The 20,682-nt window shown below is 55.2% G+C and carries 20 protein-coding genes; 6 read left to right on the top strand and 14 right to left on the bottom strand.

Annotation, left to right across the window (positions count from 1 at the left end; translation table 11 throughout):
• Window positions 1–220: 220 nt before the first annotated feature.
• Window positions 221–1,279, top strand: a complete 1,059-nt coding sequence (glnL, locus tag HALTITAN_RS19470; protein WP_027958155.1) for a nitrogen regulation protein NR(II) — start codon at window positions 221–223, stop codon at window positions 1,277–1,279.
• The gene (gene ntrC / locus HALTITAN_RS19465; RefSeq protein WP_039860203.1) at window positions 1,276–2,703 is read left to right on the top strand and encodes a nitrogen regulation protein NR(I); all 1,428 of its coding nucleotides are present in this window, start codon (window positions 1,276–1,278) and stop codon (window positions 2,701–2,703) included. Before glnL ends, ntrC begins: the two co-directional genes overlap by 4 nt.
• A gap of 326 nt (window positions 2,704–3,029) precedes the next feature.
• On the opposite strand, the gene HALTITAN_RS25475 is transcribed toward ntrC, so the two are convergent.
• The 5 genes from HALTITAN_RS25475 to HALTITAN_RS19445 form a co-directional block, all read right to left on the bottom strand.
• A complete protein-coding gene (locus tag HALTITAN_RS25475) occupies window positions 3,030–3,203 on the bottom strand; it encodes a DUF6435 family protein (protein ID WP_007111925.1) in 174 nt (57 codons plus the stop codon).
• Window positions 3,204–3,291: 88 nt separating this feature from the next.
• Window positions 3,292–3,819, bottom strand: coding sequence for a YqiA/YcfP family alpha/beta fold hydrolase (locus HALTITAN_RS19460; protein ID WP_009288115.1), 528 nt, complete (start codon window positions 3,817–3,819; stop codon window positions 3,292–3,294).
• 5 nt (window positions 3,820–3,824) lie between these two features.
• On the bottom strand, window positions 3,825–3,956 hold the full coding sequence (locus HALTITAN_RS19455) for an entericidin A/B family lipoprotein (protein WP_027958157.1): 132 nt from the start codon (window positions 3,954–3,956) through the stop codon (window positions 3,825–3,827).
• Between the two features lie 964 nt (window positions 3,957–4,920).
• On the bottom strand, window positions 4,921–5,460 hold the full coding sequence (locus HALTITAN_RS19450; protein WP_022520798.1) for a phosphatase PAP2 family protein: 540 nt from the start codon (window positions 5,458–5,460) through the stop codon (window positions 4,921–4,923).
• On the bottom strand, window positions 5,423–6,586 hold the full coding sequence (locus HALTITAN_RS19445) for a glycosyltransferase family 4 protein (RefSeq protein ID WP_022520797.1): 1,164 nt from the start codon (window positions 6,584–6,586) through the stop codon (window positions 5,423–5,425). Before HALTITAN_RS19445 ends, HALTITAN_RS19450 begins: the two co-directional genes overlap by 38 nt.
• Window positions 6,587–6,909: 323 nt before the next feature.
• Here HALTITAN_RS19445 and HALTITAN_RS19440 point away from each other — a divergent pair, with 323 nt between their 5' ends.
• On the top strand, window positions 6,910–7,914 hold the full coding sequence (locus HALTITAN_RS19440; RefSeq protein ID WP_022520796.1) for a porin: 1,005 nt from the start codon (window positions 6,910–6,912) through the stop codon (window positions 7,912–7,914).
• A 308-nt stretch (window positions 7,915–8,222) separates the two neighbouring features.
• On the top strand, window positions 8,223–9,893 hold the full coding sequence (locus tag HALTITAN_RS19435) for a bifunctional metallophosphatase/5'-nucleotidase (protein ID WP_009288113.1): 1,671 nt from the start codon (window positions 8,223–8,225) through the stop codon (window positions 9,891–9,893).
• A gap of 24 nt (window positions 9,894–9,917) precedes the next feature.
• On the opposite strand, the gene HALTITAN_RS19430 is transcribed toward HALTITAN_RS19435, so the two are convergent.
• The 4 genes from HALTITAN_RS19430 to HALTITAN_RS19415 form a co-directional block, all read right to left on the bottom strand.
• Window positions 9,918–10,286, bottom strand: a complete 369-nt coding sequence (locus tag HALTITAN_RS19430) for a DUF1428 domain-containing protein (RefSeq protein WP_022520789.1) — start codon at window positions 10,284–10,286, stop codon at window positions 9,918–9,920.
• 21 nt (window positions 10,287–10,307) lie between these two features.
• Complete coding sequence (locus HALTITAN_RS19425) at window positions 10,308–10,670, bottom strand: YciI family protein (protein WP_039860201.1); 363 nt, start codon at window positions 10,668–10,670, stop codon at window positions 10,308–10,310.
• Window positions 10,667–11,512 carry a YciI family protein gene (locus HALTITAN_RS19420; RefSeq protein ID WP_009288112.1) on the bottom strand — a complete coding sequence of 282 codons (846 nt, stop codon included), beginning with the start codon at window positions 11,510–11,512 and terminating at the stop codon, window positions 10,667–10,669. Before HALTITAN_RS19420 ends, HALTITAN_RS19425 begins: the two co-directional genes overlap by 4 nt.
• A 144-nt stretch (window positions 11,513–11,656) precedes the next feature.
• Window positions 11,657–12,568, bottom strand: a complete 912-nt coding sequence (locus tag HALTITAN_RS19415; RefSeq protein ID WP_009288111.1) for a LysR family transcriptional regulator — start codon at window positions 12,566–12,568, stop codon at window positions 11,657–11,659.
• A 99-nt stretch (window positions 12,569–12,667) separates the two neighbouring features.
• Here HALTITAN_RS19415 and HALTITAN_RS19410 point away from each other — a divergent pair, with 99 nt between their 5' ends.
• Window positions 12,668–13,720 (top strand): aldo/keto reductase, encoded by a 1,053-nt coding sequence (locus HALTITAN_RS19410; protein WP_009288110.1) that lies wholly within the window; start codon window positions 12,668–12,670, stop codon window positions 13,718–13,720.
• 7 nt (window positions 13,721–13,727) lie between these two features.
• Here the strand turns inward: HALTITAN_RS19410 and HALTITAN_RS19405 are convergent, their stop codons facing one another.
• The 5 genes from HALTITAN_RS19405 to ugpB all read right to left on the bottom strand — a co-directional run bounded on the left by HALTITAN_RS19405 (window position 13,728) and on the right by ugpB (window position 19,275).
• A complete protein-coding gene (locus HALTITAN_RS19405; RefSeq protein ID WP_039860200.1) occupies window positions 13,728–14,957 on the bottom strand; it encodes an RNA polymerase sigma factor in 1,230 nt (409 codons plus the stop codon).
• Between the two features lie 99 nt (window positions 14,958–15,056).
• The gene (locus HALTITAN_RS19400) at window positions 15,057–16,112 is read right to left on the bottom strand and encodes a sn-glycerol-3-phosphate import ATP-binding protein UgpC (RefSeq protein WP_039860199.1); all 1,056 of its coding nucleotides are present in this window, start codon (window positions 16,110–16,112) and stop codon (window positions 15,057–15,059) included.
• Window position 16,113: 1 nt separating this feature from the next.
• Window positions 16,114–16,956, bottom strand: coding sequence for a sn-glycerol-3-phosphate ABC transporter permease UgpE (gene ugpE, locus HALTITAN_RS19395; RefSeq protein ID WP_009288108.1), 843 nt, complete (start codon window positions 16,954–16,956; stop codon window positions 16,114–16,116).
• Window positions 16,957–16,974: 18 nt separating this feature from the next.
• On the bottom strand, window positions 16,975–17,859 hold the full coding sequence (ugpA, locus tag HALTITAN_RS19390) for a sn-glycerol-3-phosphate ABC transporter permease UgpA (RefSeq protein WP_009288107.1): 885 nt from the start codon (window positions 17,857–17,859) through the stop codon (window positions 16,975–16,977).
• 90 nt (window positions 17,860–17,949) lie between these two features.
• Window positions 17,950–19,275: a sn-glycerol-3-phosphate ABC transporter substrate-binding protein UgpB gene (ugpB, locus tag HALTITAN_RS19385; protein WP_009288106.1), complete on the bottom strand. Its 1,326-nt coding sequence runs from the start codon at window positions 19,273–19,275 to the stop codon at window positions 17,950–17,952.
• Between the two features lie 216 nt (window positions 19,276–19,491).
• On the opposite strand from ugpB, the gene argE reads away from it, so the two are divergent.
• The gene (gene argE / locus HALTITAN_RS19380; RefSeq protein ID WP_009288105.1) at window positions 19,492–20,655 is read left to right on the top strand and encodes an acetylornithine deacetylase; all 1,164 of its coding nucleotides are present in this window, start codon (window positions 19,492–19,494) and stop codon (window positions 20,653–20,655) included.
• Window positions 20,656–20,682: the final 27 nt, after the last annotated feature.

The raw sequence follows: 20,682 nt of genomic DNA, 5'->3' as shown, positions 1-20,682 counted from the left end.
TATTACCTACCAAAACCTGGGCGCACTAAAGTGGTGCATGAGCAGGAGCATTTGGCACGGCAAGTGCGCTAAAACGATTCGCGCTCTTTCGCTGCGATGCCCGCAAGCCGTGAAAATGGACATAAACGTATAGTTGGCGCGCTTTTTGCAGCTCCCTCATTGATCATCCACCTGTAGGTCTGTATCGGCGATGGAAGACGCGATTTTTCAGGACACCACCATGCATCAGCGTTTGCTTGAGCATCTCACCACAGCGGTATTGCTGCTAGACGGCGAACTGCGTGTGCGATGGATGAACCCTGCCGCTGAAGCGTTGTTAGCGGTCAGCCTTAGCCGTGTTCACGGCATCAGCCTGGATACGCTACTTGGCGGGGATGTAAGCATTGACGAAGTATTGGCCAAGGCGCGGGATGCGTTTCACCCCTATACCCAGCGTGAAGCACGCATTACCCCGTTGAATAGCGAACCGCTCACGGTGGACTACACGGTGACGCCCTTATCCGACGATGAGCTGCTACTGGAAGTAGAGCCGCGGGATCGGCTGATGCAGATCTCCCGGGAAGAGGCGCTAACCACACGCCAGGAGACCATCAAGGTGCTCGCCCGCGGGCTCGCCCATGAAGTCAAAAACCCGCTGGGTGGCATTCGCGGGGCAGCACAGCTACTAGAGCGTGATCTAGACGACCCGGCGCTGCGCGAATATACCCATATCATTGTTGAAGAGGTGGATCGGCTGCGCGACCTGGTCGACTCCATGCTCGGCCCTAACCGGATGCTTAAACACGAGCCAGTCAACATCCACAAGGTGCTGGAGCGAGTGCGGGCGCTGCTGATTGCCGAACACCCTAGTGTGACAATCAGCCGTGATTACGACCCCAGTTTGCCCGACCTTTCCGGCGATGAATCGCAAATGATTCAGGCGGTGCTCAATGTGGCGCGCAATGCGGTACAGGCCATGAGCGATGCACAAACGCCGGAGCCCACTTTAATACTACGCACCCGCGCCCGTCGCCAGTTTACGCTTGGCGCCGAACGTCACCGGCTGGTCAGTGAAGTCGCCGTGATCGATAACGGCCCCGGCATTCCCGATACGCTGCAGGAAACACTGTTTTACCCCATGGTGTCGGGACGCGCGGAAGGCAGCGGCCTTGGGCTCTCTATTGCCCAGTCGATTTTGCACCAGCATCAAGGATTGATTGAATGCGATTCACGTCCTGGACACACCGAATTTCGTTTACTGATTCCCATGGTTATTAATTTCACCGGAGAAGCGTCATGACTGAGGCTGCACGTAATGATGTTGCGCGGGTGGTCATTGTCGATGATGACCGCGCTATCCGCTGGGTGTTGGAGCGCGCCTTGGCGCAACCCGACCTTGACGTTGAGTGTATCGAGCGCGCCGACGTTGCCCTGACACGCTTGTTGGAAAACCCACCCGACGTGCTGGTCACCGATATTCGTATGCCGGGTATCGACGGGCTGGATCTAATGTCCCGGGTACGCGAAGCGCATCCTGACCTGCCGGTGATCGTGATGACCGCGCACTCCGACCTGGACAGCGCCGTGGCCTCGTACCAGGGCGGGGCATTTGAATACCTGCCCAAGCCGTTCGATGTTGACGAGGCCCTGGCGCTGGTGCGCCGCGCCGTGGCCCACGCCCGTGAACGCCAGCGTCCGGTGACTGTGCCGGAAGGCTTGAACGCCGAAATTATCGGCGAAGCCCCCGCCATGCAGGAGGTGTTCCGCGCCATTGGTCGCCTCTCTCACTCCCACATCACGGTGTTGATTAATGGGGAGTCGGGTACCGGCAAAGAGCGCGTTGCCCAGGCGCTCCATCAGCACAGCCCTCGTGAGGGCAAGCCGTTTATTGCCCTCAATATGGCGGCGATTCCCCGTGATTTGATTGAGTCTGAGCTGTTTGGTCACGAGAAGGGTGCGTTTACAGGGGCGACCCAGCAGCGCCAGGGGCGGTTTGAGCAAGCCAACGGCGGTACGCTATTTTTAGACGAAATAGGCGATATGCCCGCTGAAACCCAAACGCGGCTACTGCGCGTGCTGGCCGATGGAGAGTTCTATCGCGTTGGCGGGCATACGCCGGTCAAAGTGGATGTGCGCATTATTGCTGCCACCCACCAAAACCTAGAAGTGTTGGTGGATGACGGCCGCTTCCGGGAGGATTTGTTCCACCGCCTGAACGTGATCCGTATTCACCTGCCCAAGCTTGCCGAGCGCCGCGAAGATATCCCTCGTTTAACGCGGCACTTTTTAGCTGAAGCGGCGAAAGAGCTGACGACCGATATCAAGGTGCTGACCAGTGAAGCGGAAGCCCACCTAACGCGCTTGCCGTGGCCCGGTAACGTGCGGCAGTTAGAAAATATCTGCCGTTGGCTCACCGTGATGGCATCAGGGCGTGAAATTCTGGTTGAAGATCTACCGCCGGAGCTGCGTTCACCCAGCGCTTCTGAAAGCAGCGCCCACGGCGATTGGCGCACGGCGTTTCGTGACTGGGCGGATCATGCCCTGGCCGAAGGCCATACCCATCTACTGGAAGAAGCGGTGCCCGATTTTGAGCGGATTCTGATTGAGACAGCGCTAAAACATACTGGCGGGCGCAAAGGTGAAGCCGCCGAGCTGCTGGGCTGGGGGCGCAATACGCTCACGCGTAAACTGAAAACACTGCTACCGGCACTCGCTGACGAGTAAACGTTAGGAGCCTGTCTGGCTTAACACTGATCTACTGCGAATCCCGGTATTTTGGCCAACTTTATTCGATCGATTTCGTTAAATAGCACGCTATTCGCCTCAATCGATCGATAAATTTGGCTCAAAATTCGTGCTTCTCGCGACGATCGGCCAAGCCAGACAGGCTCCTAGTCGCCAGCGAGTATATATACCGCATCGGCTAGGGTGGTGGGGTTGGGCAAAGTGCAGTCGCTACTGGTGAGTGGCTGCTCATCCTGCCACCACTACCCTGGGCTTGGGTAGGCTGCCGAAGTGACGCTGGGCAGCAACAGCGTTGTCTATGGCAGTTATTGTGTCGCTTCAATGCGCCTGATCTCGGCAAGTAACGCTTCTGCTTCTTCAGTAAGCGTGGCATTGGCACGCATATCGCCATTGCGTGAAGCCTCCATAGCGGCTTGTAGTTTGCGCTCATACTCTTGTTGAAGCTTCTTTTTGGGGTCGCGCTTAAACATACCTAACATGAGCAATCTCCTCGCTATCGATGTTTTTTGTACACTATTTGTATAGGATTGAGGTGCTCGTGTCGAATGTTTGCTTTAACTAGCCTTGCTAATCGTAGGGATTAGGCGCGGCGCACTGGCATAAGAAGCGCTCAAAATCACATAAAATAGTTTCCAGGCTCGCGTGCAGGCGGTGATCGTCGTCAACCATCCGCAGCGATAGGCGCTGAAGACGAGCACGTTCGATCACCGATTCAGGGGCAACCACATCATCCCGCCAGCCGTGAATAATATGGGTGTGCTGCGCCTGAATAACCGGTGACGTTTCCGGGTAGTCGGCAAGCCCCAATGCAGGCGCCAGCAGAAAGCATCCCAACACCGGCTGCTGAGCGCTAACCGTCGCGCTTAACCAGCCTCCCAAGCTTGAGCCTGCCAGCACACACTGGGCAGGGTCGTCACCGCGCTCGGCTAATACTCCCAGCAGATGTTGAAGGCGCTGCTGTGGCTCTGCTATGCCTCGGTAGTCCATGACCACGGGCTCACAGTCATCCAGCTTTTGCGCAACACCTTTCATTGCCTGGGTTTTCAGTGCGCCTGGCCCGCTCTCAAGGCCATGGGATAGATAAACAGTCATCATAACGGTTAGCTCGCTGCACGCTGGATAGCTTCGCCACCCTGTTGAAGGTCTTCACCCGCACCGCGAATGGTATTACAGCCACTGACCAGCATCAGGGTCACCACCATCACGAAGCCGAGGGCGATAGTGCGTTTCATAAAAGCCTCCTTCGAAGGCATACCGTTAGTGAAAGGAGTAGAAAGCAAAAATACCCTCTGTCGTGACGATACGCTACGGTTTTCAATACGTTTAAACACAAGGAAGCATAGCAGTGTGCCTCGAAACCGTATGTTTATGTCGCATGTGCCACTTCTATACATGAAAAATAGAGGTGGAGAGTGCTTTGCCATTCACTTTTTATTGTTTTAAGTAGTTGTTTTTTAATGTTTATATTCGTTATTGGCATGGTTTGGCTCATTGCCTGCAGTTACTAAGTAGAATCCAGCAAGAAACCAAGTAAATACTCGCAAATGAATAAAGTAAGTCATTTTTAAATTCAGTCACTTAACGCTAGTCGAGTTAACATTTTTCACCAGTAACTGAGTGAGTGGGCTAACAGCAAAATGGAAGGCAGGAAGCCGAAAAATGAACAGGATGTTTAAGGGACAATTAGCCCACTCACTGGTTGCAGCGTAAGGAGGCGCTGTTCATCAAACCAGGGAGCGGACCGATGCGAATCAACCATCTCATGCAAGTGAGGTGGTTTTTTCGCATGTGTGATTTAAATAATCATTTGATAGATAAGTACTTTCTATAAGGCTCTGGTTTTTGCACAGCTTTTGTACAGAAAAAAGTGTGATTTTGGTCTATCCTTCGATGAAACCAAAATGCAGCGGTTAGAAAACGTCAACGTAACGACCGCGCACGATCAGGGACAAGATTATGGCGATGGCATTGATGTTATGCATGTTTGTTTTGTTCTTAGGGTTTTCAGGCGTGGGCGTGTATATGATGCTTAAGACATCGTTTACGGCCAGTATTGATGAACGCGATGACATGCCGCCCGACGTTTAACTATCTGCCTTGAAAGTAAAACGCCCGCTTATGCGGGCGTTTTTGCGCTGGTGTCTATCACGCGGCTGTCCATCAAAGGGTTGTCCATTGGGGGGGGCAGGACGCGCTTTACCCCATCCAATACAGGCTGGCCAAGGCAAAAGCGTAGCCCATCGCTGCCCCTGCCAGTACATCGCTGACATAGTGCAGCCCTAAGCCTACCCGTGAGACCGCTATTAGAAGCGTTAATGGCAATACCACCGGTAGTAGCCAGGGCGTGTGGGCGGCGACCAAGACGCTAAACATCACCGCGTGCATGGTGTGGCCGCTGGGAAAACTGTAACGGTCGCGGGCAGGTTCACAGCACTCGATGCCTTCACTATAGGTAATGAAGGGTCGTTCACGGCATAAGCGAGTTTTCACCAGTCGATAAACCGCCACGGCAAATAGAGCGATAACGCTGTACTGCAGTACGCGCCAGGCGCCATTGGGTTGAAGCCAGGGCTGGGCGAGAATCAGCAGCACCCAAATAGGCCAATCGCCTAAGCGGCTGGCGGCCTGAAGCGTGATTCGCCAGGGGCGGTAGATCGATAGCCGCGCAATGCGCTGGCAGAACTGCCACTCCAGCAGGTCAAGACGATCGAATACGACAAGCGGACGCGGGCGCATGATGAGCCTCCTGGGCTTGGTGTAAGTAACGCAAAAACTGCTCGGCAATACCTGTCCAACTCTGCTCAAGGGCGCGTAAACGCGCTACTCGGCCTAAACGAGCGTAGTCAGCTGGGTGTTGGCACAACTCAACTGCTGCCTGTTGAAAAGCGGTGCTATTGCCAGCGGGTACGGTGACACCGTTGTGGCCGCTGCTAATGAGCTCAGCGCTGGCTGCATGATCATAGGCCACCACGGCTAAGCCGCTGGCCATGGCTTCCGCCACCACATTGCCCCAGGTTTCTGAAAGCGAGGGGAAAATAAACAGGTCGGCGCTGGCATAGTGGCGAGCAAGCGATCCCTGCCCCACAAAGCCGGTGAAGTGGGCGTCGGGCAGCGCCTTTTCCAACTGTGCCCGTGCGGGGCCATCGCCGACGATCACTTGGGCGATATCGGGCCGCACCTCACGCATGGCTTGAAGGCTTTCATGGAGCAAGGTGAGATTTTTTTCTGCGGCTAGTCGGCCAACGTAAAGGGCCACCGGCTGATGCTCGCTAACTCCCCAGCGTTCGCGTAATGAAGGGTCACGGTGGGCAGGTGAAAAGCGCTCGCCATCCAGCCCGCGTGACAGCACATGAACCCCCCGAATCCCTTGACGCTGCAGTGCTTTAGCCTGCTGATGAGTAGGCACTAACGTTAGGTCACAGCCGTTATGGAAGTAGCGCAGGTAGCGGCGTGTGGTCGAGGCCAGCCAATTGACGCCATAATCTTCACAGTAGTGGTCAAAGTTGGTGTGCCAGCCCGCTACCAGGGGGATATTGAGTTGCCGTGCCGCTTGGCGTGCCGCCCAGCCGAGAGGGCCTTGGGTCGCTACATAGATGATATCGGGGCGATGTTGGCGCCAAAAGCGGCGCAGTGTAACGGGCCTAACCAGCCCTACCTGCACATCGGTGTAGCCAGGTAGGGCAAGGCGCTGCACCTGTAGCTCGCGGTTAATACCGGTTGCATTACCCGCAGATCGTGGCCGAGGGCGGATCACATCCACCGGCACTCCTTGCCGGTTAAGTTCATAGCTTAACCGGCTCAGCGTATGGGCAACGCCATTGATGTCCGGTGACCATGTCTCACTAACGATGCAGAGCCGCATGAGCGATTCATCCCTTTATCACGTTTTCGTACAGTGTGGGTGGGGTGAATGACACTGCCGAGACAAACAGGTGAATAAGTGATGACACGCTTAAATAAATAGGCTAGTAGACAAAGTGCTACAGCCATCTGTTCTAATATCAGTTCAATGTTAAATTTGGATGGCAGTTTTATTTAATAGCGCATAAAAAAATAAGTTCCCAAAAAATAAAACTTTAAGATTAATGAAACATAACTCCTTTAAGGTTCCCTGTGTTGAGGCGTTATTCGTCCTTCATTGTGCCTTCGCAAGCGCAAGCATTAACTACTTCAATGGGAACGATCATGTTTAAAAAAACGACACTGGCCCTAGCCGTTAGCGGTTTATTGGCAGCCTCTGCAGCACAAGCAGCAACCGTTTATGACCAAGACGGTACCGATCTCGAAATCTATGGTCGCATCGCTATGGGTCTTGAAGGCGGTGGTGTTGACAACGGTGTTGATAACGGCGAAGAGTTCCGTAATTTCGGCTCGCGTTTACGGATTACCGCTGGCCACCAGATTTCCTCTGACCTGCGTGCATTCGCCCGTGTAGAGTGGCGTTTTACGGGTGATGAGCGTAATACATCCTCTGGTTTCGATGAGGTACGTAACAGCTACCTAGGCCTGGAAAGCCAGCAGTTCGGTACCTTTATGGCCGGGAACTACAACAGTTTCTACGATAACTACGTGATGACGCCGTTCGATGTTTACGTTGAGCGCGGCTACGAGTTTGCGGGTGGTGGTACCCAGGCACGCGGCGACTCTATTGGCTATAAAACGCCTAAAATGAGTGGTTTTCAGGCGGTTATTTCTGCCAAGCACTTCTCTGAGCGTGGTTTGACTGAAGCCGAGCAGACTTCCGAAGGATCCGTTATCGCCACTCAGGGTGGTGTTGTCTACGAAACAGGCCCAGCTCGTTTAGCGCTTGGCTATGTGGAAGATACGGTACGTGGTGGCGGTAACGGTGAAGTGCGTTATGGCGCTACGGGCGAGTTTGCTGTTACAGATGCTTTCGCTGCTCGTGTAGGTTATGAAACCCGCGGTGATGACGATGTTAACGGTGGTGGTTTCGATAAAATCGGCGTTGGTGCTACGTACGCCATCGATTCCTGGAAGTTCTTCGCCGATTACTACAACATCGACGTAGACGGCGCTAGCGATGAGCGTAACGCTTGGGCGCTAGGGTCAATGTACAAGCTGTCTAGCAATTTCGATATGTTCCTTGAGCTGAACGATCGTAACCTGGATGCTGTTAATGACTTCGAAGAAGATATGTACTACGCATTAGGCGCTCGCTATCACTTCTAATTAATAGAGTGATGTTAGCGGTAGTGTTGCATTAGTTTTTTGCATTAGTTCTTTAGCTTTTAGTTAGCTCGCATGTTTCGATCTTTACCGGTGTGGATAATTCCACACCGGTTTTTAGCGTTTTTATATTTTATGCTTTACTTGCCTGCCTTAAAAGAGGCGCTCTTTTTCTCGGTGAGTTATTCCTCTCAATATAAATTTAGGGAGAGGGGGGTAAGGCAATACTTTTACCATGGAGACGAAATGTCGCTGGTAGGCTATCTTTGCTGCTAAAGTGTCTGAACACTGTTATGAAAGGAGTCATTTAAATGCGTTTTCACCGCTATGGCTTGGCGCTAGGGACAGCGCTATTTGCCACCGTTCCTCCTGCCTTTGCTGATAACTACACCCTGACGCTATTTCACACCAACGATCTACATGGGCGTACCGATCAGTACCCCTATCTAATTACCACGCTGAACGAGGCGCAGGAGCGCTTTGGCGAAGGGTTGCTGCTGGATGCCGGTGATATCTTTACAGGCACGCTCTACTTCACAGAGTTTCAAGGCCAGGATGCCCTCGAATTTATGAATTTAATGGGCTACGACGCCTTTGTGCCCGGCAACCATGAGTTCGATTTGGGTGACCCGGAACAGGGGCACCAAGCGCTAGCGGCGTTTTTCGCAGGCGCCGAGTTTCCTATTTTAGGGGCGAATCTGGACTTCTCCGCAGGCCCGGAGTTTGCTGACATGTTGGGTGATTCAGTCAGCGCTGAGCCGCAGGCGGGGACGCTTTATGACGGCATGATCGTTGAGCATAACGGCGAGCCAATCGGCATCTTTGGGTTAAACACTCAGGACAGTGAGACGATTTCCAGCCCTGGCCACGTCACCATCAGCGATTATCGCCAAGCGGCTGAAGCCATGGTGGCAAGCTTTGAAGAGCAGGGCGTTAACAAGATTATTGCCCTTACCCACTTGGGCTACGACAGTGACCCCAGCGTAGGTAATGACCTGCTGCTGGCAGAGCATGTCGAAGGCATCGACATTATTATTGGTGGCCACAGCCATACTCAAGTGTCGCCCCCCAGGCTGCTGAGCGAGAGCCGCACTGGTGAGAAGCTCCCATCACCGACGGTGATTGGCCAGGCAGGCGAGTATGGCCAGCACCTGGGCGTTATGCAGGTCACCTTCGACGAGAACGGTGTGGTGGTGGATGCCAGCGGTGAACTGCTCGCTGCCGACGATCGCGAAGCGGACGCTGATGCCGCCAAGCGGCTTGAATCCTACACCGCTGAGATTGAGACACTGCGCGATACCCAGGTCGGCGCCAAGGTAATCTCCACGCTACCCAACCCGCGCCATGGGCGTGGCGATGAACGGAGCGTGCGTGCCAATGAAACAGCGCTGGGCAATTTAATCGCCGATGCCCAGTTGCATGCTGCGCAGCAGGTGGCACCCGACACGGTTATGGCGATTCAGAATAGCGGCGGCATCCGTGAAGCGATTGAGAGTGGGGATGTGTCTGTGGGTGATTTGATCGCCGTGCAGCCATTTGGCAATCGCCTGACGCTGCTTGATGTCACCGGCGCCGAGCTGCTGGAAACCTTCGAGATCGCCCTGGCTAATGCACCCGGCGAAGACGGCGGTTTTCTGCAGGTGTCGGCAGGCGTAGAGTTGATATACGACAGCGGTGAGCCGTCGGGCGAGCGGCTGGTTAGCCTAAGCGTTGCCCAGGAAGGCGCAATGCAGGCGATTGACCCCGAGCGTACTTACACCATCGCCACCAATAACTTTACCGCTGCTGGCGGCGACGGTCATACGGTACTTGGCGCTGCCTATGAAGATGGGCGCAACACCATCGTCGGCAATACGGATTGGGAGATGCTGCGCGACTATATGGTGGAACGTAAAGAGGTGTTCTACCAGGTGGAAGGGCGGATTACTGATGTAGCTCAAGAAGGTGTGGTGCCAGAGGATGTGGCCCAGGAAGCGTCGTAGTGAGTTCCGGGCCACGGGTAGCGCTTACTCATCAATGATGCTTTCAAAGCCGCCAAAGATGAGCCGCTTGCCATCAAAGGGCATCGGGTTAACGTCCATCTGCAAGCGCGGGTCTTGCATGACTTTCGGCATGGCCTCATCGCGCACGCTGCGCGATGGCCACTCTATCCAGGAAAAGATGATGCTTTCGTCATCCTTGCGCTTGACCGCCATGGTGAAGGAGGTCACTTCCCCTTCGGGGACATCGTCTCCCCAGCACTCCACGACCCGCAGTGCGCCGTGTTCCTTGAAAACAACGGCCGCGGCACGGGCATGCTCAATAAACTCATCTTTATTAGCGCTGGGCACGGCAGCGACGAAACCATCTACATAAGGGTGTGTAAGCTTGCTCATGGCTGTTCTCCTATTACTGTTTTATTCTGCTTTAGGGGGGAGTTCTCGAACGGGGCGTATCTCAATGCTGCCCAGCCGGGCTGGTGGAATACGGCTAGCCAGCTGCAGTGCTTCATTCAAGTCGTGGGCTTCGAGCATGTAGAAACCGGCCAACTGCTCCTTGGTTTCCGCAAAGGGGCCATCGGAGATTAACGTCTCGCCATCGCGTACGCGCACGGTGGTGGCGGTCTCCGTCGGTTGTAACGGCTGCCCGGCCAGGTAGTGGCCGCTGGCGCTCAGGCGCTCAACCCCAGCAATACACTCCTGGTTGAGGTCGTGCCACTCCTGTTCGCTCATGGCGTTGATAATCTGTTCCTGGTAATAGACCAGCGCAACGTACTTCATGGGGAGTCTCCTTCTGTGGCCAAGGGGCAGTTGTCTGACGGAACGTTTACCATCCAGCCGACGCCAAAACGATCTACCGTCATGCCGAACCCTGGTGACCAGAAGGTCGCTTCGAACGGCATGATCATCTTTCCACCTTCCGCTAGTTGAGCAAAGGTTCGTGCGGCCTGCTCGATATCCTGATACTCCAATTGAACCTCTATCCCTTGCGGTGGTGTATAGCAGTCAGCCGCCATATCGGCACCCATCAAGCGGCGTCCACGCAGGTTCAGTGAGGCATGGATGATGCGGTCATGAAGGTCGGGCGGCGTGTGTTCAGCGGCGGGTGTGTCAGCATAGGTCAACAGGCACTCCAAATGCCCTCCGGTGACATCGGCATAGAACTGCATGGCCTCCCGACAGGTGCCGGGAAAGGCAACGTGCACGTTCATGGCATCCGGTATACGAGCAAGGTTACGGTGCTGCTCAATTCCGGCACCGGGCTCAAAATCCTCCAGCGAGAAGTAGCGCCGTAATTCAAGGGTCACGTTGCCATCGGCATCCTGGGTGGGCCACTGCTGGGCCCACTCAATGGCCGCCTGCAGGGAAGGGGCTTCGAGCACACTATAGCCAGCAATACGCTCACTGGCTGGAGACAAAGGCCCGGGGATGATGGTGGGCTCACCGTTTTTGAAACGGATCAGACACCCGTCACTGGTCGGATGTAAGCCATCGCCGCTCAAAAACACGCCTGCCTCGGTCATGCGCTGGTTATAAGCAGCCATGGCGGCAAACATTTCTTGGGATGGCATAGCACCATTCTCGGTGTTGGCATCGGCACGGCGTATCAGCATGAATTTCATTGAGAGCCTCCTGGTTGTTCAGGGTAGTGACTCTCTGTAGTCGTTTGACGTGCTCACGGATCGACACAGCCTAGATATTATTTTTGGTAATCGGAATATCTGGTTGATTTCCTTCTGCTATCGGATGCAGGTTAAATGATCTTATTACGTAGCAACGACTTTCCGACGGCGCGCCATGACATGATCGAGAAACGCCCGAAGTTGCGGAGTGACTAGTCGGTTGCCTGGGTAGTAGAGGTAGAACCCTGGCTCCCTTGGACACCAAGACTCCAGCACCTCAACGGCATCGCCGGCCGATAGCAAGCCCCTCACCTCCGGCTCAAGGAAATAACCAATACCAAGTCCATCCTTGACCGCACGCAGTCGCGTTGCCACATCGTTGGTACACAGCGGGCCGGTCACAGCCACCCGAACGGACTGACCTTCGCACTCGAATTCCCAATGGAACAGATGTCCTCCGCTGGGCCAGCGCATATTGATACAGGTGTGTTCCTTCAAAGCAGCGGGATGCTCCGGTGTCCCTGCCCGAGCCAGATAGAGCGGCGATGCCACCGCAATCCAACGTAGCGGCTCGCTCATTGGCACTCCCACCATATCCTGTTCCAGGCTCTCACCGAGCCGCAGTCCGGCATCACACTCACTAGCCACCACATTTTCCAAACGATCAGAGACGACGATCTCGACTTCAATTCCAGGGTAAGTCTCGGCAAAGCTAGCCAGATGTGGTGCCAGCGCATAAGCAGCCCCAGCGCGCGACGCATTGATCCGCAACCGTCCGCCAAGCTCGTCCTGTTGCTCCAGCAACTGCGCTTGAGCCGCTGAAATCTCCTTCAGAGCGGGCCGAACTCGCTCATACAACTGTTGGCCCGCCTCCGTTGGCCGCGTGGTTCGAGTGGTTCGGTTCAAAAGGCGCTGTCCTAAGCGTGCCTCTAACCGCTGGATCGTCTGGCTGAGTGCCGAGGGCGAAACACCGAGCCATCCCGCCGCTCGTGCGAAATTGCCATGTTCAACGATTGCCACGAAGGCACCCAATTCCGCCACATCGCTACCTTTCATTGTTCATTTCAGCTTCATAGTCCATGAATATATCGGTGTATTCTGTCAGTTTAAGAACAAGCCCACCATTGCGGAAACCAACAGCTTAGGGAGAATCCCATGCAGCTCGACCATTACCGCTTGCTGGGCCGTTCTGGCCTGAAAATATCGCCTATGGCGCTAGGCACCATGACTTTCGGCACGAAATGGAGCTTCGGCGCCGACGAGTCGACCTCCCGCGCGCTCTTTGATCGCTACGTCGATCACGGCGGCAACTTCATTGATACGGCGAATTACTATACGGGTGGCACTTCCGAGTCCTTTGTCGGCCGTTTCGCCCAGGGGAAACGGGATCGCCTGGTCATTGCCACAAAATACACCTTGCCGATGCGCGGTGATGACCCCAACTCTGGAGGCAACAGCCGACGTAGCATGGTTCGTTCGGTAGAAGACAGCCTGACGCGCCTGGGCAGCGACTATATCGACCTGCTGTATCTGCACGCCTGGGATTTCACCACTCCCGTGGAAGAGATTCTGCGCGCCATGGATGATTTGGTGGCAGCAGGAAAGGTCGTTTATCTGGGGCTGTCGGATATCCCTTCCTGGCAGGCTTCACGGATGCAGGCTATCGCCGATCTCCGGGGCTGGTCGCCAATGGTTGCAATGCAGCTGGAATACAATCTGATTGAGCGCAGCGTGGAAGGTGACTTGGTTCCGATGGCGCGTGAAATGGGGATGGGTATCATGCCCTGGTCACCGCTGGCGAGTGGACTCCTGACGGGGAAGTACAATCGTGCTGCACTCGTACCCGAAAACGTGGTCAGCGGCAGCCGTGCCGCCATCGTGACCGAGGCGGGGCCCGTCCCCGAACGCAGCTTTCGCATTATTGACGAAGTGAAACAGGTCGCTACGGAACAAAATACATCACCTGCCACTGTGGCTTTAGCATGGCTGCTCACCCGTCCTGGTATGGCTGCACCGCTCATTGGAGCGCGATCGATAAGTCAGCTTGAAGCCAATCTGGCTGCACTCGAACTGGAACTGACAGGTGACCAATTGGCACGGCTCGACGAGGTCAGCGCGGTGCCTTTAGGATTTCCCCATGAGTACCTGCGGCGCCCGACGGTTCAGGCAAATATCTATGGCGACATGTCGATCTCTATGCGGGGCTAACGAATGTTTATGGAGCTGGCTCTAGTTCGTTTAACCGCTTTAGCAAAAAGCGTTTTTCTGGATCCAGGGTGACCAATAGTAGCGCCTGTTGATAGGCGCTGCGCGCGGCCTCATGCTGGCCTTGGCGACGCAGTAAATCCGCTTTGGCGGCATGAAATAGATAATAGCGGTTGATTTGCGGGTGTTGAGCGATGTCGTCGAGTAACTTCAGGCCGGTATCGGGTGCACCATTCATGGCAATGGCGACCGCACGGTTCAGCGCCAGGATGGGTGATGGAAAACGTCGGCAGAGGGCGTCGTAGAGCCTGACGATGCGCCCCCAATCAGTCAGCTCGGCGCGGCTAGCCTGGGCATGTACGGCGGCAATCGACGCCTGAAGGGTGTAGTACCCGGTGGGGGTGAGCGCCAGCGCCTGTTCCAGCCATGCAATGCCGGTCTGGATATCCTCTTGGCGCCATAGGCGTCTGTCCTGAGCATCCAGGGTGACCAGTTCCCCGTCGCTATCCTGACGCGCATCCCGGCGGGCATCATTAAGCAGCATTAAGGCCATCAGCCCAAATACCTCCCCCTGGGGCAGTAGCCGTGCCAGCTCATTGCCCAGTCGCATGGCTTCTTTTGTTAGGCTGATATCGACCACGCTGGCGCCCGTGCTGCGCGAGTAGCCTTCGTTGAAGACCAGATAGATGACTTGGAGCACATCGGGTAAACGCTCGGGCAGCTCTTCCTGGGTAGGCACGGCATAAGGGATATGCGCATCGCGAATTTTGCGTTTGGCTCGTACGATACGCTGTGCCAGCGTCGTAGGCTTCATCAGTAGCGCGCTGGCTACTTGCTCAGTGGTCAAACCGCACATCTCGCGAAGCGTCAGGGCAATCCGTGCTTCCATGCTCAAACTTGGGTGGCAGCAGGTGAATAGCAGCCGCAAGGCGTCATCTTCGATGGTGGTGGGCTCAAGATCCAGCGCTTCATCTGTGGGTAATAGCAAGTGAGCCCGACGGCGAGCAGTACTGCGTTGGCGAATTTGGTCTATTCCGCAGTGGTAGCCGGTGCGAATTAGCCATGCCGTGGGGTTGTCAGGTTTGCCGTTAACCGGCCACTGTTGAACCGCCGCCACAAAGGCATCCTGCATGGCTTCTTCGGCTAGTTCAAAATCCCCCAGCAGGCGTATCAGCGTCGCCTGCACGCGCCGGGAGTGCTCACGATACAGGTCATCGACGTATGAAGGTTCAGTACTCATCAAGGGAGATCCGTAAGCTTTATCTCAAACGTAGCGCATGGTTTCTCCGTTGACTTGTTTTTCTTGTTTTTCTTGTTTTGTCTTTCGGGGGATAGGTATTCAATCCCCGGTGCGTTTTCCCGTGGCGCTGTTGAAAGGATGCAGAGCGTCGCGGGTCACAAAAAATCGCAGGGTTTCGCCTTCGGCAACGGGCGGCTGCCCCGAAACGCGGATGACTGTAGGCTGGTCGCTATCGGCGAGGGTCACATATAGGTGGCTTTCGGCCCCCGCGGCTTCAAACAGCGCCAGCGTTGAGTCGACAATTAGGTGAGGCGCGGTCGGCGGCGTTAGATGCATATCATCCGGTCGAATGCCGACGACATCGGTGCCGTCGGGCAGGTTATCCAGCAGGCCATTGGCGCCTTGTTCGTTCAAGTAATCCACCGGCAGCATGTTCATGGCGGGGGAGCCGATAAACCCGGCGACAAACATGCTGGCGGGGCGGGCGTAGATATCCATGGGTGTGCCCACTTGCTCAATCTGCCCGGCGTTAAGAACCACTAAACGGTCACCCAGTGTCATGGCTTCCAGCTGGTCGTGGGTCACATACAGGCTGGTAGTCTTCAGGCGCCGCTGCAGCTGTTTGATCTCCACGCGCATCTGCACGCGCAGTTTGGCATCCAGGTTGGAAAGTGGCTCATCGAATAGAAAGGCTGCCGGGTCGCGCACCAACGCGCGGCCCATGGCGACGCGCTGGCGCTGACCACCAGAGAGCTTGCGCGGTTTGCGCTCCAGAAACTCTTCGATCTCGAGCATTTTGGCGGCAATTCGCACGCGCTTTTCAATGTCTTCTTTGTTAAACCCGCGGTTCTTGAGGCCGTAAGCTAGGTTGTTGTACACCGTCATATGCGGGTAGAGCGCGTAGTTCTGGAACACCATGGCGATATCGCGCTCGGCGGGCTCTAGCTTATTGACCACCCGGTCACCGATTTTGAGCGTGCCTTCGGTAATGGTTTCAAGCCCCGCCACCATGCGGAGTAGGGTAGATTTGCCGCAGCCGGAAGGCCCCACCAGCACCACAAACTCGCCATCTTCAATCTGTAAGTCGATGCCTTTGACGGCATGAACATCGCCGCTATAGGTTTTCTTTAGCCCTTCCAAGGTAATGCTGGCCATCTTATTTCTCCGTCTCGGTCAGGCCTTTCACAAATAGGCGTTGCATAAACAGAATCACTAATACAGGCGGCAGCGCTGCCATGACCACCGCGGCCATCACTAATTGCCACTGTGGGTTCTCTTCAGAAGTCATGCGCTGAATGCCCATTACGATGGTGTAATAATCAGGGTCGGTAGTGATAATTAACGGCCAGAGGTACTGGTTCCAGCCGTAGATAAACATGATCACAAACAGCGCGGCGATATTGGTCACCGACAGCGGCATTAAGATGTCTTTAAAAAACTTCAGTGGCCCGGCGCCATCGACTCGGGCGGCTTCGAGCATCTCTTCGGGAATGGTCATAAAGAACTGGCGGAACAAGAAGGTTGCGGTAGCCGAGGCAATCAGCGGGATCGATAGCCCGGCAAAGCTATTGAGCATTTTAAGATCCGCAACGACCTTAAAAGTCGGAATAATGCGCACTTCCACCGGCAGCATCAACGTGACGAAGATCACCCAGAAGAAGAACATCCGGAAGCGGAAACGGAAGTAGACGATGGCAAAGGCGGAAAGCAGCGAAATAGACAGCTTACCCACCGTGATCGCCATGGCCATGATAAAACTGTTCCACAGCATCAGGGCGGCCGGCGGTGCGCCGGCATTGGAGACGCCCGACTGCCACATGCGCGTGTAGTTTTCGATCCCGTGACCACCGGGCAGCAGTGGCAGCGTACCCTGCAGCAAACCCGATAGGGAATGGGTAGAGGCGATGATCGCGACATACACCGGAAAAACCACCAGCGCGACACCAGAGATCAAAACAATATGGGCTATCAGGTTAGCCCAAGGGCGGTTTTCAACCATTAACGTTCTCCCAAAGGCTTAGTAATTGACGCGGCGCTCAATAAAGCGGAACTGAATCATCGTTAATGCCACCACAATCACCATCAGAATCACCGACTGAGCAGCAGATGAACCAAGGTTGAGCCCTACAAAACCGTCGGCATACACTTTGTAAACCAAGATGTTGGTCGCCTGGGCCGGGCCGCCTGCGGTGGTGGCGTGGATGATCGCGAAGGTGTCGAACATGGCATACACCACATTAACCACCAGCAAGAAGAAAGTGGTCGGCGTGAGCAGCGGGAAAATAATCGTCCAGAAGCGCTTAGTCGGGCTGGCGCCGTCAATGGAGGCGGCTTCAATCAGCGATTGCGGGATTGACTGTAAGCCCGCCAGGAAAAACAAAAAGTTATAGGATATCTGCTTCCAGGCGGCGGCAAAAATCACCAGCAGCATGGCGTCACTGCCCGAGTTACGGTGGTTCCACTGGTAACCCACCATTTCCAGCATATAGGGCACAATGCCGATAGAGGGGTTGAAGATAAACCACCACAACACGCCCGCAAGCGCGGGGGCGATGGCGTAGGGCCACACCAGTAGCGTGGTGTAGGTGCTGCGTGAGCGAATCATCCGGTTGACGGTACTGGCCAATAAAAGCGCCACTGTCATCGATAGCAGGGTAGTGCCCACGGCGAATACCACCGTCACCGATAGCGAATTGACATAACTGCCGTCACGAAATAGACGGGCAAAGTTCTCAAGACCCACAAACGTTGAGCGCAGCCCAAAGGCGTCTTCGCGCAACAGCGACTGATACAGCGCCTGGCCCGCAGGCCAGATAAAGAAAATCAGTGTCACAATCACCTGGGGCGCCAGCAGCGCGTAGGGCAAAAAGCGACCAGGGTAGGTCATGCGTTTGGTTTGCATGGGCAGCTCTGCAAATGGTTAGTAAATATAAGCATCAACAAACAAAATCGCCGCCTACCCCATAGGGAAGGCGGCGAAGTGAGAGCTTATTTACTGGTTGGCAGCTTCAAAATCACGGAGCAGATCATTGCCGCGTGCTACTGCTTCATCCGCTGCTTCCTGACCCGATTTGTCACCGGTCATCACCGCTTCCATCTCTTCGGAGATGATGTCGCGAATCTGCACGAAGTTACCAAAGCGTAGGCCTTTGGAGTTCTCGGTCGGCTCGTTGAGAGTCATCTGTTTCAGCGAAATATCCGCGCCTGGATTCTCTTCGTAGTAGCCCTGTTCTTGGCTCAGATCCCAAGCGGCCTGAGTGATGGGCAGGTAGCCAGTTTGCTGGTGCCACTGTGCCTGTACTTCGGGCTGGGAGAGGTACTCAAAGAACGCCGCAACGGCTTCGTATTCGTCATCGCTATGGCCCTGCAGTGCCCACAGAGTGGCGCCACCGATAATTGAGTTCTGCGGTGCGCCTTCTACGTCGTCGTAGTAGGGCTGCATGCCAAAGCCAACTTCAAATTCTGAATTGGCGGCGACATCCGCACGTGAAGCAGAAGAGCCGAAGAAAATCGCGCAGTCCTGGGAGTAGAACATCGGCTCAGAGTCGGGGCCGGAGCCGGGGCCACCCCATTTAAAGACACCTTCTTCCTGCCAGTCGTGGAGGTTGTCCCAGTGGCGAGCGACCAGCTCATTGTTGAAGGTAAACTCGGTTTCCATACCGCCAAAGCCGTTTTCCAGTGTACCTAGCGGCACGTTATGCCAAGCGGAGAAGTTTTCCAGCATGACCCAGCTAGGCCAGGAGGTGGTAAAGCCACAGCTGGCCGCACCAGAGTCGACAATTTGGCGTGAAAAATCGGCCACTTCGTCCCATGTTTGTGGGGGTTGCTCGGGATCCAGGCCTGCTTCTTCAAACATGTCCCGGTTGTAGTACATGATTGGCGTAGAGGAGTTAAACGGGAAAGAAAGCATATTGCCGTTGGTGTCGGTGTAATAACCCACGACGGCGGGCAGGAAGACTTCTTTATCGAAAGCGCGGCCATGCTCTTCCATCAGCTCGTACACTGGGTAGATGGCGCCTTTGGCGTTCATCATGGTGCCAGTGCCGACTTCAAACACCTGCAGGATATGCGGCTGCTCGTTGGCACGGAAGGCGGCGATCGCGCCCGTCATCGTTTCGGTATAGGTGCCGCGATAGCTGGGGGTAACGTGGTAGTCGTCTTGAGACTCGTTGAAGTCTTGGGTCATCTCTTCGAGAATTTCGCCCAGTTGGCCGCCCATGGCGTGCCACCAGCTAATCTCTGTTGTCGCCTGAGCAGACAGGCTTAGGCTGGCCGTCGCCACCCCTACGGCAAGCGCGTGCAGTGTGAAACGAGACATAACAAGCTCCTTATAGGCCTGAACTTAGTCAGGCGTGCAATGCGTTTGTTGAGATTTTTAGATGCACTGAACATTAAGAAGTGTAGATGACGTTTTAGTGAATGCACGATGAACCTGCCGTGACAGTCAACATTGCGCTGCCAGCAGGCCTACTGAGTAGGAAAAGGAAGAGGGCGATGATAGTGTGATAGGAAGAGTCCAACTAACGAGAGCAGTATGACTGACGTGACCACTTTACTGACGAAGCTGGTGTCATTCGATACCACTTCCAGTGAATCCAATCTGGCGCTGATTGAGTATGTGGAAGGCTATTTGGCAGAGTATGGCGTTAGCGCCGAGCGGGTGATGAGCCCCTGCGGTACCAAAGCCAACCTGATCGCAAGAATTGGCCCAGAGGCGCCGGGCGGTGTGATGCTTTCCGGGCATACCGATGTGGTACCGGTGGCGGGGCAGCCCTGGTCGAGCGATCCGTTCACCCTGCGTGATGGTGGCGGTGGGCGCCTTTATGGGCGTGGCACCTGCGATATGAAAGGTTTTATCGCCTGCGTATTGTCGATGGTGCCCACTTGGACGAAAGCGCCTCTGCAGCAGCCGATTTATCTGGGTTTCTCCTATGACGAAGAGATCGGCTGCGTGGGTGCGCCAAGCCTCATTAAGCGCTTTTACGAACACTACTCCACCACCGCCCATGTGATTGTCGGCGAGCCCACCAGCATGCAGCCAGTGGTAGCGCAGAAAGGGGCGACCAATCTGCGTACCACCGTGATTGGTCAGGAAGCTCACAGCAGCCAGGTCAATCAAGGCACCTCAGCCATCCACGTAGCGGCAAGGTTGGTGACCTTTATTGAGGACACCATGGCGGCGTTGGTGGAAGAGGGCCGCATCGATGAGGCCTTTAACGTGCCGCACACCAGCCTGCACGTTGGCAAAATAAAAGGCGGTACGGCGATCAATATCATGGCCAGGGAGTGCCAGTTCGAATGGGAGATTCGCCATCTGCCCACGGACACTTTCGACGAAATATACGCGCGCTTTGAGACCTATTGCGCCCAGCTAAGCGCTGAGCTGCAGGCCAAAGGCAAGCACGTTGAAATCACCACTGAGCCGCTAAACGTGACAGTGCCAGGCTTGGCCGACCGCGAAAACGACCAGGTACTTCGCTTAGCCAAAGACCATTTGCCCGCAGGGTGCTGCAACCACGCGGTGGCCTATGCAACCGAGGCTGGGCAGTTCCAGGGCCAGGGCCTGCAAACCATTATTCTGGGCCCCGGCAGCATCGCCCAGGCGCATCAGCCCGATGAATATATTGATATTGAGCAGCTTGAAGCGTGTGAGGATTTCCTAACGAAGATGGGTAAAGCGTTAGAGAAGACTGTCTAACTAGCTAATAACTGCCCAAAAAANACT

Source organism: Vreelandella titanicae BH1 (genome assembly GCF_000336575.1).
GTDB classification, from domain to species: Bacteria; Pseudomonadota; Gammaproteobacteria; order Pseudomonadales; family Halomonadaceae; genus Vreelandella; species Vreelandella titanicae.
This window is presented reverse-complemented; position numbering and strand designations above follow the sequence as displayed.

Excerpts from the sequence above, each read along its gene's own strand:
- HALTITAN_RS19425 (WP_039860201.1), bottom strand. The coding sequence starts at position 10,670 with ATGAAGTACGTTGCGCTGGTCTATTACCAGGAACAGATTATCAACGCC.
- glnL (WP_027958155.1), top strand. The coding sequence starts at position 221 with ATGCATCAGCGTTTGCTTGAGCATCTCACCACAGCGGTATTGCTGCTA.
- ugpA (WP_009288107.1), bottom strand. The coding sequence starts at position 17,859 with ATGCAAACCAAACGCATGACCTACCCTGGTCGCTTTTTGCCCTACGCG.
- HALTITAN_RS19460 (WP_009288115.1), bottom strand. The coding sequence starts at position 3,819 with ATGATGACTGTTTATCTATCCCATGGCCTTGAGAGCGGGCCAGGCGCA.
- HALTITAN_RS19410 (WP_009288110.1), top strand. The coding sequence starts at position 12,668 with ATGCAGCTCGACCATTACCGCTTGCTGGGCCGTTCTGGCCTGAAAATA.
- ntrC (WP_039860203.1), top strand. The coding sequence starts at position 1,276 with ATGACTGAGGCTGCACGTAATGATGTTGCGCGGGTGGTCATTGTCGAT.
- HALTITAN_RS19455 (WP_027958157.1), bottom strand. The coding sequence starts at position 3,956 with ATGAAACGCACTATCGCCCTCGGCTTCGTGATGGTGGTGACCCTGATG.
- HALTITAN_RS19445 (WP_022520797.1), bottom strand. The coding sequence starts at position 6,586 with ATGCGGCTCTGCATCGTTAGTGAGACATGGTCACCGGACATCAATGGC.
- ugpE (WP_009288108.1), bottom strand. The coding sequence starts at position 16,956 with ATGGTTGAAAACCGCCCTTGGGCTAACCTGATAGCCCATATTGTTTTG.
- HALTITAN_RS19435 (WP_009288113.1), top strand. The coding sequence starts at position 8,223 with ATGCGTTTTCACCGCTATGGCTTGGCGCTAGGGACAGCGCTATTTGCC.
- HALTITAN_RS19440 (WP_022520796.1), top strand. The coding sequence starts at position 6,910 with ATGTTTAAAAAAACGACACTGGCCCTAGCCGTTAGCGGTTTATTGGCA.
- ugpB (WP_009288106.1), bottom strand. The coding sequence starts at position 19,275 with ATGTCTCGTTTCACACTGCACGCGCTTGCCGTAGGGGTGGCGACGGCC.
- HALTITAN_RS19430 (WP_022520789.1), bottom strand. The coding sequence starts at position 10,286 with ATGAGCAAGCTTACACACCCTTATGTAGATGGTTTCGTCGCTGCCGTG.
- HALTITAN_RS19400 (WP_039860199.1), bottom strand. The coding sequence starts at position 16,112 with ATGGCCAGCATTACCTTGGAAGGGCTAAAGAAAACCTATAGCGGCGAT.
- HALTITAN_RS19415 (WP_009288111.1), bottom strand. The coding sequence starts at position 12,568 with ATGAAAGGTAGCGATGTGGCGGAATTGGGTGCCTTCGTGGCAATCGTT.
- HALTITAN_RS19450 (WP_022520798.1), bottom strand. The coding sequence starts at position 5,460 with ATGCGCCCGCGTCCGCTTGTCGTATTCGATCGTCTTGACCTGCTGGAG.
- HALTITAN_RS19405 (WP_039860200.1), bottom strand. The coding sequence starts at position 14,957 with ATGAGTACTGAACCTTCATACGTCGATGACCTGTATCGTGAGCACTCC.
- argE (WP_009288105.1), top strand. The coding sequence starts at position 19,492 with ATGACTGACGTGACCACTTTACTGACGAAGCTGGTGTCATTCGATACC.
- HALTITAN_RS19420 (WP_009288112.1), bottom strand. The coding sequence starts at position 11,512 with ATGAAATTCATGCTGATACGCCGTGCCGATGCCAACACCGAGAATGGT.
- HALTITAN_RS25475 (WP_007111925.1), bottom strand. The coding sequence starts at position 3,203 with ATGTTAGGTATGTTTAAGCGCGACCCCAAAAAGAAGCTTCAACAAGAG.